The 17008-nt window shown below is 63.0% G+C and carries 16 protein-coding genes; 12 read left to right on the forward strand and 4 right to left on the reverse strand.

The features are described from left to right. Positions 1-129 precede the first annotated feature (129 nt). A complete protein-coding gene (locus M2400_RS32635) occupies positions 130-1254 on the reverse strand; it encodes a sensor histidine kinase (protein WP_259201313.1) in 1125 nt (374 codons plus the stop codon). 334 nt (positions 1255-1588) lie between these two features. On the opposite strand from M2400_RS32635, the gene M2400_RS32640 reads away from it, so the two are divergent. From M2400_RS32640 to feaR, 9 genes are all read left to right on the forward strand, one after another. Next, positions 1589-2737, forward strand: a complete 1149-nt coding sequence (locus M2400_RS32640; RefSeq protein ID WP_177048602.1) for an acyl-CoA dehydrogenase family protein — start codon at positions 1589-1591, stop codon at positions 2735-2737. Positions 2738-2754: 17 nt separating this feature from the next. After that, on the forward strand, positions 2755-3126 hold the full coding sequence (locus M2400_RS32645; protein ID WP_177116300.1) for a hypothetical protein: 372 nt from the start codon (positions 2755-2757) through the stop codon (positions 3124-3126). Between the two features lie 3 nt (positions 3127-3129). Beyond that, positions 3130-3600, forward strand: coding sequence for a nuclear transport factor 2 family protein (locus tag M2400_RS32650; RefSeq protein ID WP_259201311.1), 471 nt, complete (start codon positions 3130-3132; stop codon positions 3598-3600). After that, a complete protein-coding gene (locus tag M2400_RS32655) occupies positions 3597-4724 on the forward strand; it encodes an amidase (RefSeq protein WP_259201310.1) in 1128 nt (375 codons plus the stop codon). Before M2400_RS32650 ends, M2400_RS32655 begins: the two co-directional genes overlap by 4 nt. A 24-nt stretch (positions 4725-4748) precedes the next feature. Continuing rightward, positions 4749-6032: a Rieske 2Fe-2S domain-containing protein gene (locus M2400_RS32660; protein WP_177048610.1), complete on the forward strand. Its 1284-nt coding sequence runs from the start codon at positions 4749-4751 to the stop codon at positions 6030-6032. After that, a complete protein-coding gene (locus M2400_RS32665; protein ID WP_259201309.1) occupies positions 6029-6520 on the forward strand; it encodes an aromatic-ring-hydroxylating dioxygenase subunit beta in 492 nt (163 codons plus the stop codon). Before M2400_RS32660 ends, M2400_RS32665 begins: the two co-directional genes overlap by 4 nt. 137 nt (positions 6521-6657) lie before the next feature. After that, the gene (locus M2400_RS32670; protein ID WP_259201308.1) at positions 6658-7398 is read left to right on the forward strand and encodes an SDR family NAD(P)-dependent oxidoreductase; all 741 of its coding nucleotides are present in this window, start codon (positions 6658-6660) and stop codon (positions 7396-7398) included. 142 nt (positions 7399-7540) lie between these two features. Further along, a complete protein-coding gene (locus tag M2400_RS32675; protein ID WP_177048613.1) occupies positions 7541-8491 on the forward strand; it encodes a PDR/VanB family oxidoreductase in 951 nt (316 codons plus the stop codon). Between the two features lie 60 nt (positions 8492-8551). Next, positions 8552-9472, forward strand: coding sequence for a transcriptional regulator FeaR (gene feaR / locus M2400_RS32680; protein ID WP_259201307.1), 921 nt, complete (start codon positions 8552-8554; stop codon positions 9470-9472). 373 nt (positions 9473-9845) lie between these two features. Here the strand turns inward: feaR and M2400_RS32685 are convergent, their stop codons facing one another. After that, a complete protein-coding gene (locus M2400_RS32685; protein ID WP_177048615.1) occupies positions 9846-10451 on the reverse strand; it encodes a response regulator transcription factor in 606 nt (201 codons plus the stop codon). Between the two features lie 219 nt (positions 10452-10670). Between M2400_RS32685 and hpaC the strand changes: the two genes are divergently transcribed. Further along, entirely contained in the window at positions 10671-11183 is a 513-nt protein-coding gene (gene hpaC / locus M2400_RS32690; RefSeq protein ID WP_177078584.1) for a 4-hydroxyphenylacetate 3-monooxygenase, reductase component, read from the forward strand. A gap of 85 nt (positions 11184-11268) precedes the next feature. On the opposite strand, the gene M2400_RS32695 is transcribed toward hpaC, so the two are convergent. Both M2400_RS32695 and M2400_RS32700 read right to left on the reverse strand, forming a co-directional pair. Next, positions 11269-13410, reverse strand: a complete 2142-nt coding sequence (locus M2400_RS32695; RefSeq protein ID WP_259201306.1) for a methyl-accepting chemotaxis protein — start codon at positions 13408-13410, stop codon at positions 11269-11271. Between the two features lie 53 nt (positions 13411-13463). Then, positions 13464-14786 carry an alginate export family protein gene (locus tag M2400_RS32700; RefSeq protein ID WP_259201305.1) on the reverse strand — a complete coding sequence of 441 codons (1323 nt, stop codon included), beginning with the start codon at positions 14784-14786 and terminating at the stop codon, positions 13464-13466. Positions 14787-15012: 226 nt separating this feature from the next. On the opposite strand from M2400_RS32700, the gene M2400_RS32705 reads away from it, so the two are divergent. After that, positions 15013-15402, forward strand: a complete 390-nt coding sequence (locus M2400_RS32705; protein ID WP_177078578.1) for a cytochrome c family protein — start codon at positions 15013-15015, stop codon at positions 15400-15402. A 13-nt stretch (positions 15403-15415) separates the two neighbouring features. Beyond that, entirely contained in the window at positions 15416-16906 is a 1491-nt protein-coding gene (locus tag M2400_RS32710; protein ID WP_259201303.1) for an aldehyde dehydrogenase family protein, read from the forward strand. The last annotated feature ends 102 nt before the right edge of the window (positions 16907-17008 follow it).

Genomic DNA, 17008 nt, shown 5'->3' on the forward strand with positions numbered 1-17008 from the left:
CCGAGCCTAAGCGAGGTGCCGACAGGCGGGGCAGAGCGTTTTGGTTACTTTGCCGCTTTTGCAAAGTGACTCGCTGTAAGAGCGAAACCATAGGCAGCCGTTACCTAAATAACGGATATGCCCCCCATCTCACACCCCCACCAAAGGCAGCGAAAAACTGAAAACCGCCCCACACGGCTCAAGATTCTGCGCCCAGATATCCCCCTGATGCCGACCAATAATGTTCTTGCACAACGCCAACCCAATCCCGTTCCCACCCACCTTCGACGAAAAGAACCCATCAAAGATTTTCTCCCGCGCCACCGCCTGAATCCCCCGACCGCAATCCTCGACACTCAACCGCGCCACGCCTCCATCCCGACAGGCATGCAACCGCAGCACCCGACGCTCAAGAGGCAGCTCGCTCATCTCGTCAATGGCATTGAACGCCAGGTTCAGAATCACCTGCCCAATCAACACCCTCTCACACTGCACCATCAGCGGCTCCGCGCTCGGGACGATCTCCAGCCGCACCTGACCGGGCTCGGCCCGCAGGCTGATGAAGTACCGGGTTTCATGCAGCAACTCATTCAAGTCCACCCACTCGGCACTCTGCTCCAGCTTGACCACGTAATCACGCACGCTCTTGATGATCAAAGAAGCATGCTCCACCTGCCGCACGGCACTTTGCAGCCCCCAGTTCACGCCCTGGTCGGCACTGTGGGTATCACCCAGGCGAATCAACACCCCTTCGATAAAGTTACGAGTGGCCGCCAGCGGCTGGCTCAGCTCATGGGCAATCGCCACGGCCATCTCACCCATGGCGTTGTAGCGCGCCAGGTATTCCAACTGTTGCTCGCTGACACGCCGGGCTTCTTCGGCACGGATCAGGTCACGCTTGACCTTGTCTTCCCGGGAAATATCGCGGAACTGCACCATCAGCACATCACGTCCGTCCAGGTGCACTAACGTCGCAACAGCTTCCGAAAGAATGTCCACCCCGGCCTTGGAGCGATAACACCACTCGATGGTGCGCTGGCCGCTGCGAGCCGCGCGTTCCAGCCAGCGCAGGCCGATGGAGCGCTTGTACTTCGGCGCATCGCGGGTCATGTCCGGGGCCTTGAGCGGGATCAGTTCTTCCAGGGTAAAACCCAGCGCCGACAGCGCGGCGGTGTTGGCCCAGAGGATGTCTTTGCTCTGCGCATCGTGAAGGATGGTGCAGATCGGCATGGCCTCGATCAGGGTGTGGAAATCATGGTTATTGGGTAGGTACATCGCGTAGCCCTTGGCGGTGGAGGGGACGACTACAGTGGCAAGTTATACCGGTTTGCCTGCGCGGGCACGCTCAGAAGTTATCGGGGGCGCACTAGGGGATTTCTTTAGCCAGGGGGCGGCACGCCCCAATAGTGGCCGCCGAAGGCCCTTCCTAAACTGACCCCATCAACGGGACTGGCTCCGTAGCAGCTGTCGAGCCCAAGCGAGGCTGCGTTGGCCGCGACTCGGTATCCAGATCGACTTGATAGCGGCGTCGCGCCAACGCAGCCTCGCCAGGGCTCGACAGCTGCTACGGGTAGTTTCCCATCCATAACAACTACAACGGAGAAAGCCCATGCTGCGTTCGGCCCTCGTGCAACCAGACGCTTTACCCGATGCGCAGCCCGCGCTGTTCCAGCAGGTGCTGGATGAGGTGCGCCAGCGCCGCGACGAGTTCGACGCCGGCTCCCATGTGCCACGGGACATGATCGAACGCTTCAAGCAGGTGGGCATCTATCGTGCGGCCACCCCGCGCTGTTTCGGCGGCGATGCCCTGGCCCCTGCAACGTTTTTGCAGATGATCGAGCGCATTTCCGAAGCCGACGGTTCCGCCGGCTGGGTCGCCAGCTTCGGCAGCGCCGGGGTGTATCTGGCAGCGTTGCCCACGCAAACCCTCGCCGAACTGTATGCCGACAGCCCCGACCGGGTGTTTGCCGGTGGGCTGTTCCCGTTGCAGCCGGCACAAACCGTCGACGGCGGCTGGCAAGTCAACGGCACCTGGAAATTTGCCAGCGGCTGCAAGGGCGCCGACTTGCTGGGTGTGGGCATCGGTGCGGCAGGCGGCAAGCCGCGCACCGCCGTGTTCAAGCCGGGCCAGGTTGAAATCATCGAAAACTGGGACGTGGTCGGCCTCAAGGGCACCGGCAGCCATGACTTGCGCGTCACCGACCAATACATCGACGAGCGCTGGACCTTCATCCGTGGCGGCGCCGCTACCATCGATGAACCGCTGTTCCGTTACCCCTCGATTGCCTACGCCGCCCAGGTGCTGGCCGTGGTCAATCTCGGCCTGGCCCGTGCCGCCCTCGATGAAATCAGCGCCATGGCCAGCGGCAGCGGCATCACCGGCGCACCGAAACTGGCGGACCGCGCCTACGTGCGCATCGAAATCGCCAAGGCCGAAGCCCAACTGAGTGCCGCTCGGGGCTTTTTCTACGGCGCCACCGAACAAGTGTGGAACTCGATCCTCGCCGGCAACCCGGTTACGGCGGAGCAAACCAGCCTGCTGCGCCTGACCGCCATTCACGTGTCCCAGGCCGGCGCCGCCGTGGTGCAGAGCGCCTACAGCCTGGCGGGCACCACCGCGATTTACCTGCGCCACCCGCTGCAACGCTACCTGCGTGACGCCATGGTGGTGACCCAGCACGCCTTCCTCAGCGAAGGCCTGTACGACGGCGCCGGCTCGGTGTTCCTCGGCGTTCCACCATTTCCTGGCTACATCTGACTTCCAAGGATCAACCCATGTCCCAAGCCACTCAAGAACCGCTGCGCGTCGTCTTCTGCATCGGCATCACCCAGAATTTTTTCGACCTGCCCACCGGCGAAGGCCTGAGCGTGTGGAAAGGTTTCAGCCAGATGATGGGCGACCTCGGCGCCATGCCGGGCATCAACGTACTGGGGGCGATGGATGACGACCGCTTGATGGTCGGCCCGTCGACCACCTCGCCATGGACCGTCTACATCATGGCCGACGTCGACTGCCACCAGTCGGTGATCGATGCCTGCAACCTGTTCCGCACCACGCCCGTGGGTGAATACAGCCTGTGGCGCTACGCCAAGATTGAAGCGCGTATCGGCCGCCCGCTGACCATCCCCGAAGCGGCCAGGGTGTGAGCCATGGACCTGTTGCAGCGTCTTGAAAGCCTTGAAGGGGAGAGCCAGGTCCGGCGCTTGATGGCGCGCTACATGGACCTGTGCGACGTGCCCCGGGCGGCAACGAACGTCCGCGAGCTGGCCGGGTTGTTCACCGCGGATGCGATCTGGGAGGGCATCGGCACCAGCACCGCGCAAACCTTCGGCCAGCACCGAGGGCGCGACGCCGTGGCGGCATTTGTCGGCAGTTATCTGCCGCCGTCCGAGCACTTCGCGTTGAACCTGCATTACCTCACCAGCGAGTCGATCCAGGTGGACGGCAGCACGGCAGCGGGGCAGTGGATCATGCAGCAGATTTCCACCTACGCCGACCAGCGCAGCGAGTTGTTCGGCACGCGGCTGAACATTGATTTTCGCCGTGTGGACGGCACCTGGCTGATCGCGCATTTCCGCACGCAACGCCTGTTCAATACCGTATTGGGGGTGAACCCATGAGTACCTTCGTCAGCGAATTTCTGCTCGGTGGCAGCGGTAAACGCGTGGCCATCAAAGACTCCATCGACATCGCCGGGCACCCGACCCGTTCCGGCAGCCGTGCCTTTGCCGATGCACCGCCCGCGACCCGCCATGCAGATGTGGTGCAGTCGGTGCTCGACGCCGGCTGGCAGATCGTCGGCAAGACCAACCTGCATGAACTGGCGTTTGGCGTCACCGGCATCAACGACTGGAGCGGCACGCCGATCAACCCCCAGGCGCCTGACCGGGTGCCGGGTGGGTCGTCCAGCGGTTCGGCCGCAGCCGTTGCGGCGGGCCTGGCGGATATCGCCATCGGCACCGACACCGGCGGCTCGGTGCGGGTGCCCGCTGCGTGCTGCGGGATCGCCGGGTTGAAGCCGACCTATGGCCGGGTCAGCCGGGCGGGCGCGCAGCCGGCGGTATCCAGCCTCGATTGCGTCGGGCCGTTTGCCGCGAACATGCAGGACCTGATTGCCGCGATGCAGGTGATTTGCCCGGGCTTCACGCCACAGGCCGCACCGGTTGGCGGTATTCATGTGGGCTTTCTGGATGTGGCCTGTGAGCCGTGGCTGAAGGCGAGCCTGATGGCCGCCGTCGATGCGGCTGGCTGGCGTCAGCAGCGCCTGCATCTGGACGATTTCGAGGCGGCGTTCGGCGCCGGCCTTACGGTGATCAACGTCGAGAACTGGGCGGCCTTCGGTCATCTCACGGGCAAGGGCCTGATCGGCGCCGACGTTGAACAGCGCTTGCTGGCCGCCAGCCGCACCAGCGCCGCTGAGTTGGCCGACGCCGAAGTCGTGCGCACCCGCTTCAGTCATCAGGTGGATGCCGCGCTCGAAGCGTTTTCCGTGTTGCTGCTGCCGACCCTGCCAGACCTGCCACCGACCCTGGCCCAAGCCCGCAACGGCAGCCAGGCCGTGGCCGGCATGACACCGCTGGTGCGGCCCTTCAACCTCAGCGGCCACCCGGCGCTGACGGTGCCGGTGACCCTGGTGGACTGCGGCCTGAAAGTCGGCCTGCAGATTGTCGGCCGCAAGGGCCAGGACGAATGGGTGTGTGCCCTCGGCGCGCAACTGCAGCAGAGCATCACGGCTCACCAATAAGAACAACGCCTTGAGGAGGGCTCCATGAGTACCCATGAATACCGGCTGATCGCCAAATCCAAAAGCCTCGACGAGCTGGTCAAGCACGACCGCGTCGACGTCTCGCTGTACAACGACCCGGCGCTGTTCGAAGCCGAACTGGAAAAAATCTTCTACCGCACCTGGGTCTGGGTCGCCCATGAAAGCGAGGTGCGCAACAGCGGCGACTTCAAGACCGCCACCATCGGCCGGCGCCCGGTGATCGTAGTGCGCGACAAGAAAGGTGCGATCAACGTGCTGGAAAACCGCTGCCGCCACCGTGGCGCCACGGTCTGCGAAAAGCATAAGGGCAACGCCACCGGCTTCACCTGCCCGTATCACAGCTGGTCCTATGGCCTGGACGGCAAGCTGCGGGCGCTGCCGTACCCGGACGGCTACGAAGGCCTCCTGGAAAAATCCGAATTGCCCTTGACCAGCTTGCGGGTCGACAGCTACGCCGGAATGGTATTCGCCAGCTACAACGACGACATCGAGCCATTGGCCGACTTCCTCGGCGGTGCCAGACACTGGATGGACCTGTTCATGAAGCAGGGCGCCGGCTACCCGATCAAGACCCAGGGCGAACACAAGTTCAGCTTCAAGGGCAACTGGAAGATCCAGCTGGAAAACACCACCGACGGCTATCACTTCCCCATCGTGCACAAGTCGTTCATGTCGTCGGTGGATGCCGAGACCTCGGAAATGCTCTCGTTCATGACCGACGAACAGGCCGTCACCCATTCCCTGGGCAATGGCCACAGCGTGATGGTGATGGTGCCCGAGCATGTCGACCTGGACCACGATGACGGCACGGAACAGTTGCAGGAGCGCTTCGCCCACGTCACCGAAGAACTGTCGAAAACCATGGAGCCGGCCCAGGTGCGACGCATCGTGCGCTCACTGCACGGTGCCGGGTTCAACCTCAACCTGTTTCCCAACGTCGCCATGTCGATGTCGTTCTTTCGCGTGTTGCGGCCGGTATCGGTCACCGAGACCGAGATCCGCCACGTCGCCCTTGGCATGGAGGGCGGGCCGCAGATCGCCAACCGCGAGCGCCTGCGCATCCACGAACACTTCCAGGGCCCGTTCGGCTTTGGCAGCCCCGACGACGCCGAGGCCTGGGACCGGGTGCAACGCGGTTCGTACGCCGGCGTGGACGCGCCGATCCTGGTCAACCGTGGCCTGAACCGCGAAGTGCTGGCCGACAACGGCGACAAGGTCTCCCACGCCACCGACGAAGGCGGCATGCGCGGGGCCTATGACATGTGGAAAAGGATGATGAGCCAATGAACACCCTGACTGGTTTTACCGCACCGCTGGCCCAGGCCATCGAATTCATCTGGCGCGAAGCCGAACTGCTGGACCACAAGGACTATGTGCAATGGGCGGCGTTGTGGAGCGAGAGCGGGCGTTACGTCGTGCCGATCGACCCGGACACCGACGATTTCGAGGCCAGCCTCAATTACGCCTATGACGACGCGCGCATGCGTGACTTGCGTATCGAGCGGCTGACGGCGGGGTATTCGCCGTCGGCGGTGGATGCGGCGAAAACCGTGCGCAGCGTGTCGCGATTCACGCTGGTGGAAGCGGCGGGCGAGGTGGTGGAGGTCAACTGTGCGCAACTGCTGTATGCCTACAAGCGCGGGGTGCACACACCGTTCGTGGCCGACCTGAATTACCGCATCCGCTTCAGCGCCGGGGCTGCGACCCTGGAGCGCAAGGTGGTGCGGCTGATCAACTCCACTGACAGCCTGAGTGCGCTGGGCTTCCTGTTGTAAGCACGATCTAACCCACCACCAAAACCAATGTGGGAGCTGGCTTGCCTGCGATAGCGGTGTGTCAGCCAGCACTTCAGGTACTGACCCACCGCTATCGCAGGCAAGCCAGCTCCCACATTTGAAATGAGGACATCCTGATGAACCGAATCGCGCTTGTAACCGGCGCCTCCCGCGGCCTCGGCGAATGCATCGCCCGGCGCCTGCACGCCGCAGGCTACCGCGTGGGCCTGGCAGATGTGCGTCTGGATGGCGTGCAACACCTCGCAGATGAGCTGGACAGCAGCGGCGAAACCGCCGTCGCCATCGAGCTGGATGTGCGCAACAAAGCCGATTTTATCCGCGCCCGGGATCTGCTGTCGGAGCGCTGGGGCGGCACCGATATCCTGGTGAACAACGCCGGGGTGTCGAAAGTTGCGGCGCTGATGGACATCACACCCGAGGAATTCGACGAATCGATGGCGATCAACCTGCGGGGCACGTTCGTGGCCTGCCAGGTGTTTGGTGCACATTTCGCCGAACGAGGGTTCGGGCGCATCGTCAACATCGCCTCCCTCGCCGGACAAAACGGCGGCACCGCTACTGGCGCGCATTACGCGGCGGCCAAGGGCGGTGTGGCCACGTTGACCAAGGTCTTCGCCTGTGAACTCGCACCCCAAGGCGTGACAGTCAACAGCATTTCACCAGGCCCGCTGGACTTGCCGGTGGTGCGCGAAACCGTGGCGCCGGAGCGCTTGGAGCAAATCCTCAAGATCATCCCGGCGGGCACCCTCGGCGACCCGCACACCATCGCCGACACCGTGCTGCTGTTGATTGCCGACCACGCCGCCTCGGTCACGGGCGCGTGCTGGGACATCAACGGCGGGCTGTTCATGCGCTAGTCATCGTTGTGGCGAGGGAGCTTGCTCCCGCTGGACTGCGCAGCAGGCCCAATCTCTTTGGGGGCGCTTCGCACCCCAGCGGGAGCAAGCTCCCTCGCCACAGGATAGCGTTCAACCGAAACAACTGTATTCAGGTGCTGCAATGATGAAGGTGAAGATCGAACGCATCGTCGACGAAGCGCTGGATATCCGTTCCTTTCGCCTCGTGCGCAGTGACGGCCAGCCCCTCGACAGTTATGAACCGGGCGCCCATGTGGACCTCACCGGGCCCACCGGCGTCACCCGCCAGTATTCCCTGTGCAGCCCGCCCCACGATGGCCGCGCGTACCTGGTGGCGGTGAAGAAGGAGGCACAATCCCGGGGCGGCTCCCTGGCCCTGCATGAGCAGGTGCAGGAGGGCATGGAGTTGGAGATGGGCGCGCCGCGCAATCTGTTTCGCCTCGACCCGGACGCGCCGGCCCATGCGCTGTTTGCCGCCGGTATCGGGGTGACGCCGTTGTTGAGCATGGCCTACCGACTGGCGAGCAGCGGCCAGCCGTGGCGCCTGCACTATTTTGCGCGTTCGGCGCAGTACGCGGCGTTTACTCAGCTGTTGGCCGATACGTTCGGCGAGCATGTGCAGTTTCACTTTGGCGTCGAACCGGGCGCACTGGATGCGGCCTTGAGCGTCTGCCTGGAGCAGGCCGGCGACGTGGCCCACGTCTACACCTGCGGCCCTGCGCCGTTCATGCACAAGGTGGTGGAAGTCGCGGCCCGCAGCCGTTCCGGGGAGGCGATTCACCTGGAACACTTCCAGGCCGACCCGGCGGCAAACGCCGGGCCCAGCGGTGGCTTCGAAGTGCAACTGGCCAGCTCCGGTGTGGTATTGCAGGTACCGGCGAATACCAGCCTGGTGGACGTGTTGCAGGCCCACGGTTGCGACATCGACACCGAGTGCCGCGAAGGCATCTGCGGCACCTGCATCGTCGAGGTGCTGGAGGGCGTGCCCGAGCACCGTGACAACTGCCTGTCGACCAAGGAGAAGGCCGCCAACCGGCAGATTTGCGCGTGTGTTTCCCGGGCGGTTTCCGCTCGTCTGGTATTGGATATTTGATCGGCGGTGCCAGTAAGATTGCTTGGACCAAAAAAATAAAAAACGTGAGGCCTTGCGGTCATGATGAGTTCAACGGTGCAACGTAACGAATCATTCGAGCGTTGGTTACAGCAGGTCAACCAGGCCTGTGGACGCTTCGATGCCCGCGCCCTGGGCACTGAATTCTATGGTGACCTGAGCGAGTTTCGCAGCGGCGCTATCAAGCTCAGCGTGGTCGACATGGCCCATGTGCACCTGTATCGCAGCAGCAAGGAAGTCAGTACCGGCAACGAGGGGCATTACTACGCGGTGTTCCAGCTGCAGGGCAGTGCGCAACTGGAGCAGGGCGAAAACCGCGCGCAACTGGGCCGTGGCGACATCGCCCTGATCGACGCCTGTCGCCCCAGCGACATGACCTACCACGAGAACTCCCGGCAACTCTCGCTGATCCTGCCGCGCCAGGTGGTGGAGCGCGGTTCGCACTTCAACGCGGTCAACTGCGCGACACGGATCTCGGCCCGCACGCCCTTGGCGCTGATGGCCAGCCAGATGGTGCTCGACACCCGCCAGCAAAACGACCTGGGCATGCAGGAAAGCGAGGCGGTGCTGGACGCCCTGGTCAGCCTGTTGCTGCCGGGAATCAGCGCCCGTGACAACGGCGTCGACCCACAGGAGCGCCAGTTCCGCAAAACCATAGCCTACATCGACGCGCACATCGGTGCCGAAGAACTCTGCCCCGAGCTGATCGCCCGGGAAGTCGGGGTGTCGGTGCGCGGGCTGTACCGGATGTTCTCCAAGCGTGGGTTGGTGGTGGCGCAATACATCAAGCACCGGCGCCTGGATTTCTGCGCCGAAACCCTGCGCCACTCGCCGGCGGAGCAGAAGCTGTCGGCGCTGTGTTATGCCTGGGGATTCTCGGATTCCAGCTACTTCTCATCGGCGTTCAAGTCGCGTTTTGGCGTGTCGCCGGGGGAGTACCGCAAGCGCTACAGCCATCATTGATGCGTGCCGCTCCCTGACCTGGAATGCATTTTCCCGTGGGAGCCGGGCTTGCCCGCGATGCAGGCGACTCGGTCTGCCAGGCACACCGCAGCGATCCCATCGCAGCCTCGCCAAGGCTCGACAGCTCCCACATTGGAATGAGGTCAACTGTGGGAGCTGGCTTGCCTGCGATGCAGACAACTCGATACCCCAGGCACACCGCAGCGATCCCATCGCAGCCTCGCCAAGGCTCGACAGCTCCCACATTGGAATGAGGTCAACTGTGGGAGCTGGCTTGCCTGCGATGCAGACAACTCGATACCCCAAGTACACCGCAGCGATCCCTTCGCAGCCTCGCTAAAACTCGACAGCTCCCACATTCAATCATCGCGCGCTACGGGTACAACACCTCGCGGACCAGCATGGCAATGCTGGTCACGCCCATCTTTTCCTTGATCTTGGTGCGGTGCACGTCAACGGTCTTCACGCTGATGTTCAGCTCGCGAGCAATCACCTTGCTCGCCTTGCCATCCACCACCAGCATCAACACTTCCCGCTCGCGGCTGGTCAGCAGCGCCAGCTTGCCTTGCAGGTGCTCGCGCTGTTCCTGGTCGGCCTGGGCCTGCACGGCGGTCTTCAGCGCGGCCTGGATGCGGTCGATCATCTGTTGCGGGTTATAGGGCTTCTCGACGAAATCCAGTGCGCCGTTTTTCATCGCCGTGACTGACATCGGGATGTCGCCGTGGGCCGACACGAAGATGGTCGGCAAGGTACTGCCGCGCCGGTTGAGGATGTCCTGCAACTGGAAGCCGCTGGTTTGCGGCATGCGCACGTCCAGTACCAGGCACGCGGGTTGGCGTGGGTCGTAGTGTTCGAGGAACTCTTCAGCGCCGGCAAAGCACTGGGCCTTTACGCTGACCGACTCCAGCAGCCAGGCCAGCGAGGTACGCAGGTCTTTGTCGTCATCAACGATGTAAACGATCGGTGTGCGATTTTCCATCAGGGGCTGCCACGAGAATTTCTAATTATTGTTTTCGCACGCAAGCACGCAGCGGCGGACATTGGCTCATCTATGGAGCCTTGCCAGCAGAATACCCAGTGTGAACGGCCCTGACGATAAAGAAACCACCTAGTCGGCATGGGGATCGTCTGAATGGTCGCGCCGCGCGTGGCGCCTTAGTCTGGTTGCATCACCCACGGATCGTTAAGGGGCACCGACATGGCCGACCTGAGCCAGCAGCAAATCGACTTTCGCAACGCCATGGCGCAACTGCCGGCCGCAGTGAACATCATCACCACCAACGGCCCCGGCGGGCGTTGCGGAATCACGGCGAGTGCGGTGTGTTCGGTGACGGATTCGCCGCCCACGGTGCTGGTGTGTGTGAACCGCAGCAGCGCGACCCATGATGTGTTCCGCACCAATGGGCAGTTGTGCGTGAACGTGCTGTGCGGGGAACAGGAAGAGCTGGCGCGGCATTTTGCCGGGATGACCCAGGTGCCCATGGCCGAACGGTTTGCCTGGGACCTGTGGGACGGTGGTGAGGCGGGCGTGCCAGTGCTGCGGGATGCGCTGGTGCAGCTGGAAGGGCGCATCAGTGAATGCAAGGAAGTGGGCTCGCATTCGGTGATGTTCGTGGAGTTGTCGCGGGTTGGGATTCGGGGGGAGGGCGATAGCCTGGTGTACTTCAATCGGCTGTTTCACCGGATCGAGCATGCCAGCGCCCGACTGTAGGAGCTGGCTTGCCGGCGATCGCATCGCTTCGGTGTATCTGAAGGACCGAGTTGTCTGCATCGCCGGCAAGCCGGCTCCTACAGGGTCAGATGCGGAAGCTGCCCACCAGCTGATTGAGGCGCTCTGCCTCCCGCTCAAGCTCGGTACAGGCCTGCAACGTCGATTGCAGGTTTTCCACCCCAGCCTGGTTCAGCATATTGATTTCGGTAATGTCGACATTCAGCGCCTCCACCACCGACGTCTGCTCCTCGGTCGCAGCCGCCACCGACTGGTTGACGTTATCAATCTCGCCAATGCGCAACGTCACGCTGGCCAACTGCGTGCCCGCCAGGTTGGCAATGCTCACGCTTTCCTCGCTGTGCTGCTGGCTCTCGGTCATGGTATTGACGGATTCCCGGGCACCCACTTGCAGCTCTTCGATCATCTGCTGAATTTCCAGCGCCGACTCCTGGGTGCGATACGCCAGGCTGCGCACCTCGTCGGCCACCACCGCAAACCCGCGCCCGGCTTCACCGGCCCGGGCGGCTTCAATGGCCGCGTTCAGCGCCAGCAGGTTGGTCTGCTGGGAGATGCCTTTGATCACTTCCAGGATCTGCCCGATGTTCACTGTCTTGTGATTCAACGCATCGATATGCACACACGAGGCACTGATCTTGCCCGACAGCTCATTCATCACTGCAATCGTACGCTCCACCACCTGGCGCCCGTCTTCGGCCTGTTGCCGGGCGCCGGAGGCTTGCTGCGAGGCGTCGGAAGCGTTGCGGGCGATTTCCTGGGCGGCGGCCCCCAGCTCGTTTATCGCTGCCGCGACGCTGTTGGTGCGGGTGGCCTGTTCGTCGAAGTTGTTCAGCGAGGAGTTCGACGCCAGCAGCACGCGCTTGACCACCTGGTTGACCCCAAGCCCCGCCGAAGACACTTCGCGGATCGACTGGTGGATGCGTTCGACAAAACGGTTGAACGCACTGGCCAATTGGCCAATTTCATCACGGGACTGCACTTCCAGGCGCCGTGTCAGGTCGCCTTCGCCCCGGGAAATATCCTCCATCACCCGGGTCAGGGTTTGCAGCGGGCGGGTAATGCGCAAGGCTGCGTACCAGATCAACAACAAGCCGAGCAGGGCCGAGCCGCCGCCCAGCAGCAGTTCCAGCGCGGTGCTTTTCACCCCTTGGGCATCGAGTTGCTGTTGCAGCTCGGTGACCGGCGCCAACAGCACCGACTGCGGCACGCCCACCAGCACGCCCCACGGCGCGGCGCCGGCAATTGGTGCCAGTGGTTCAAGCAGCTTGATCTGTTGTTGGTCGACAAAGGTTTGCGGCTGCCCTTGGCGCAGCGCGTCCAGTATTTGGGGACCGTCCGGCATCACGGTGCTGATCGGCTGCCCCAGGTGGCTGGCATCTTCGCTGTAGGCAGAAATAACGCCTTTGGGGCTGACGATGCTGACTTGCCCGTGGCCGTCGAACAGTTGCCCGGCGCTGGTCTGGCTGGCCTGTTGCAAGGCTGCCAGGTTGATGTCCAGGCCGACCACCGCAATCACCTTGCCGTGTTCCATCAGTGGGAACGCAATGCTGGTCACCAGCTTGCGGCTGCCGGAAGCCTCGTCGAAATACGGCTCCAGTACGCAGGCCTTGGCGGTGTCGCGGGCGCAGGTGTAGAAGGCGTTGTACGGTGCGCCGCTGGGGCCGGGGGAGGTGTTGGCCAGCAACGCTTCGTCGCCGACCACCGCCGTCAGCTCACCCGGTGAAGCCTGTACCCAATATTGGGCAAAGCGCCCGGCCTCGTTGCTGCCCACGGCGGCCTGGTCGACGAACTGGGCATCGTCACCGTCCAGGGCATTGGCTTCAAAAATGAGATAAATCCCGAGCAGGTCGGGCTTGTCGATCAGGGCCTGGTGCAGCTGGGTATTCAGCTCCTGGCGCAATTGTGGGCGGGTCAGCTTGCCCTGTTGTTGCAGTTGCCGCAGGTACAGCACATAGCGCGACAAGCCCTGGCCGTATTCGTGGGTTTGCGTGAAGGTGCGTTGCACCTGCCTGGCCTGTACTTGCCCCAGGGCCTGCATGTGTTCCGTGGCGGCGGCGGCGAGCATCTCGCTGCTGGCCTGGGCCACGTGCTGGCTGCTCTGGTGGGTCTGGTACAGCGACAGGCTCATCAGCAGGCCGACCACCAGCAACAGGCAGAGGCCGGCGAGCAGGGCGATCTTGCTCTGGATCGTGAGGAATTTCTTGTGCATTGCGAAGGCCTTGGCCAGGCGAGGCGATGGCGGCGCCACCGCCCCGGCCGGGCTTAGAAGTTAGTGGCGAACACCACTTGGCTGTAGAGGTTTTTATCGTGGTTGCCCAGCTGCGTGCCGCCCTGGTCGGCGCTTTTGTCCGGCTGGTACAGACCGATCAGCGGCATCACCGTCAGGTGTTCGTTGACGTGCCATTCGGCATACAGGTCCAGCTCGTGGCCGTCGTTGTTGCCGAGGTTGCGGTCGAGGGTCTTGAAGTCGAACAACACCGCGCCGACGCTGAGGTTTTCCAGGGGCGAGACCTTGAACGTGACGTTCTGGATGCGCGAGTTGTTGTTGAACGGCCCGGCGTAGTTGCCCGCCACTTCACCCTGGAACCAGGTGCCGTAGCCACGGCTGAAACCGTAGAACAGCGGGTCGAAACCTTCCGAGAAACGGCTGTAGCGGTAGCTCACATACGGTGTCCAGGCCACGTCGGCAAAGGTCCAGCCGGCTTCCAGGTACCAGGCGTCTTCGTTGCCGGTGTGGGGCTTGTCCTGCCAGGCATACTCGCCGGACAGGAACAGGTTGGTCACCCCGGCATTCCCCGTGGCCCGCAGGCTGTAGGTCTTCATGCCGTCCCGCTCCAGCTGCGTGGGGGAGGCGTATTGCTTGTCGACGTCGGTGGTGTCGATGTACGTCAGCCCCACGGTGCCTTCGGTGGCCACGTGTTCGAGGGTGGCGACGTACATCTCGGTCTTGGCCTGGGCACGGTTGTCGGACTTGAGCCACATCAGGTCGCTGCGCCAGCCTTCCTTGCCGCCCAGGCGCAGTACGGCGGTCTCGTCGAAGGCTTTGCGGGCAGCGATGTAGTAGCCGCCGCCGCGATTCATGTCGCCGTCGGCCACGCCCTTGCCGAAGTTCAGCGCGTCGCCGTCGATCAGGAAGCCGTCGCCGACCACGATGTTCTGGCGGCCGAAGGACAGGTCCACGCCATTCTCGCCCAGGGCCTCGAACAGCTTGCCCGAGCGCCAGCCGAGGTAGGCGTCTTCGAATTTGGTGGTGCGCTCCGTGCCGTCGCTGAAGCCTGCGGCATCGCCGTCGCCCCAGGTGCCGGAGCTCAGCAGGTTGGCCGCGCCATAGGTGGTGCCGGCGCCGCTGAAGCTTTTGTCGAAGCTCAGGCCGTACTTGATGTAGCCCTCGCGCCAGGACGAGGAACCTTTGGCCAGGCGACCGGAGGGGGCGTAGTTCTGCTGGCTGTGGAAGACACCGAAGACCGCCTCCAGGGTGGCGTTCAGGTGACTGCTGTCATCGGCGTACAACTCATAAGCGCCGGCTTGGTTGGCGCCGATCATCAGCGCGAGGGTCGAGAGACGAAGCAAGGGGGACTTGAGCATGGTGTGGCATCCATTCTTGTTCATGACCACAGGGTTGGGGTCTGCCGCGATACTAATGCTGGCGAAGTGACGTGCCTTTTGTCTGGTTGCCAAAGACTTGACTGTGCTTGCCAGAATCCACGGTTTGGCAGCCCAGCCAACACGACTGGCACGCAGGGCAAAACCCGGGCGACCTTGAGCCCTGACAATCGTCGGCAACTTCGATGGTTTCCAAGGTCGTTTTTCTATGTTCACTGCACACAGATTGTCCCTGGCCGGCGTGCTGTCGCTGGCCCTCGCCCACAGCGCGTTCGCCGCCGAATGCGCTCCCGACACGGGTCACGGTGCCCAGGTATTTGCCAACGAATGCAGCGTGTGCCACGCGGTCACCAAGGGCGGCGCGACGATGATGGGGCCAAACCTGGCCGGCGTTTACGGGCGCAAATCCGGCTCCCTGGCGGGCTTCAGCTATTCCCAGGCGATGCGTGACAAAAACGTCGAGTGGCAAGCCGAGACCATCGCGCAATTCATCACCCAACCCCAGGCGTTTGTGCCCGGCACCTACATGCCCTACATGGGCCTGGCTTCGGCCGACGATCGCCAAGCGGTCGCCTGCTTTCTCAAAGAACAACAGTGAATACAGGTGAATCATGAGCAACGTTGAAATCCTGCCGCAGGTGGCTGCATTCCTCGACCGCCGCCATGGCTGCTTTATCGATGGCCAGTGGGTGTTTGCCGAAGGCGAGCACATCAAGGTGGTCAACCCGGCCACCGGGGCAACCCTGTGCGAAACCCTGGACGCGCCGCTGCACGTGGTGGAGCAGGCGGTGCAGTCGTCCCATGCGGCCTTCAAGTCCCGGGTGTGGTCGGGTTTGCGCCCGGCTGACCGGGAGCGGATTTTGCTGAACTTCACCGCGCTGGTTGAGGCCCATGCCGAAGAGCTGGCGCAGCTGGAAACTTTGAGCCAGGGCAAGTCGATCAACCTGGCGCGGGGGCTGGACTTGAACGCCACGGTGGAGTTCATGCGCTATATGTCGGGTTGGGCGACCAAGATCGAAGGGCAGACTTTTGACGTGTCGATCCCGTTGCCGCCGGGGGCGAAGTTCACCGCGTTCACCAAGCGCGAGCCGGTGGGGGTGGTGGTGGGCATCGTGCCTTGGAACTTCCCGCTGCTGATTGCGGCCTGGAAGTTGATGCCGGCGTTGGCCACCGGGTGCACGGTGATCATCAAGCCGGCGATGGAGACACCGTTGACGGCGATGCGTCTGGCGGAGCTGGCGTTGGAGGCGGGGATTCCGGCCGGGGTATTCAACGTTGTGACCGGAGGCGGGGCGTCGGTGGGGGGCGTGCTGACCTCTCATCCGTTGGTGAGCAAGGTGTCGTTTACCGGTTCGACTGCGGTGGGCAAGAGTGTGGGTGTGGCGTGTATGGAGAACATGACGCGGTTTGCCCTGGAATTGGGGGGCAAGAACCCGATGATTGTGTTGGCGGATGCCGATATTGATAAGGCGATCCAGGGGGCGATCCTGGGTGGGTTGCTGAACAACGGGCAGGTGTGTGCGGCGGCTTCGCGCTTTTATGTGCATCGGTCGGTTTACGACAGGTTTGTCGAGGGGTTGGCGGCGGCGGTGTCGGCGATGCCGTTGGGGGCCGGGATGGATGGTGCGGCGGCGATTAATCCGTTGGTGTCGCGCAAGCAGCAGCAGGGGGTTTTGCGGCATATCGAGCAGGCTCGGGCTGAAGGGGCGCGGGTGGTGGTCGGTGGGGATGAGGTGGTGGGTGAGGGGTTTTATGTGCGGCCGACGATTTTGGCGGATATCGATCATGGGATGGCCGTGGCCCGGGAGGAGGTGTTTGGGCCGGTGTTGGGGGTCATGGCGTTTGATGATGAGGATGCGGTGATTGCTCTGGCCAACGACAATCGTTATGGGTTGGCGGCGAGCCTTTGGACCAATGATTTGGGTAAGGCGATGAACCTGGTGCCGCGGATCGAGGCGGGGACGGTTTGGGTGAATGCGCATGTGCTGCTGGACCCGGCGATGCCGTTTGGGGGGGTGAAGCAATCGGGGATGGGACGGGAGTTTGGGCGGGCGGTGATTGAGGCTTATACCGAGTTGAAGTCGGTGTGTATTGCGCATTGATCGGGGGACATATCCGTTATTTAGGTAACGGCCGCCTATGGTTTCGCTCTTACAGCGAGTCACTTTGCAAAAGCGGCAAAGTAACCAAAACGCTCTGCCCCG

Source organism: Pseudomonas sp. BIGb0558 (assembly GCF_024807515.1).
GTDB lineage: Bacteria > Pseudomonadota > Gammaproteobacteria > Pseudomonadales > Pseudomonadaceae > Aquipseudomonas > Aquipseudomonas yamanorum_A.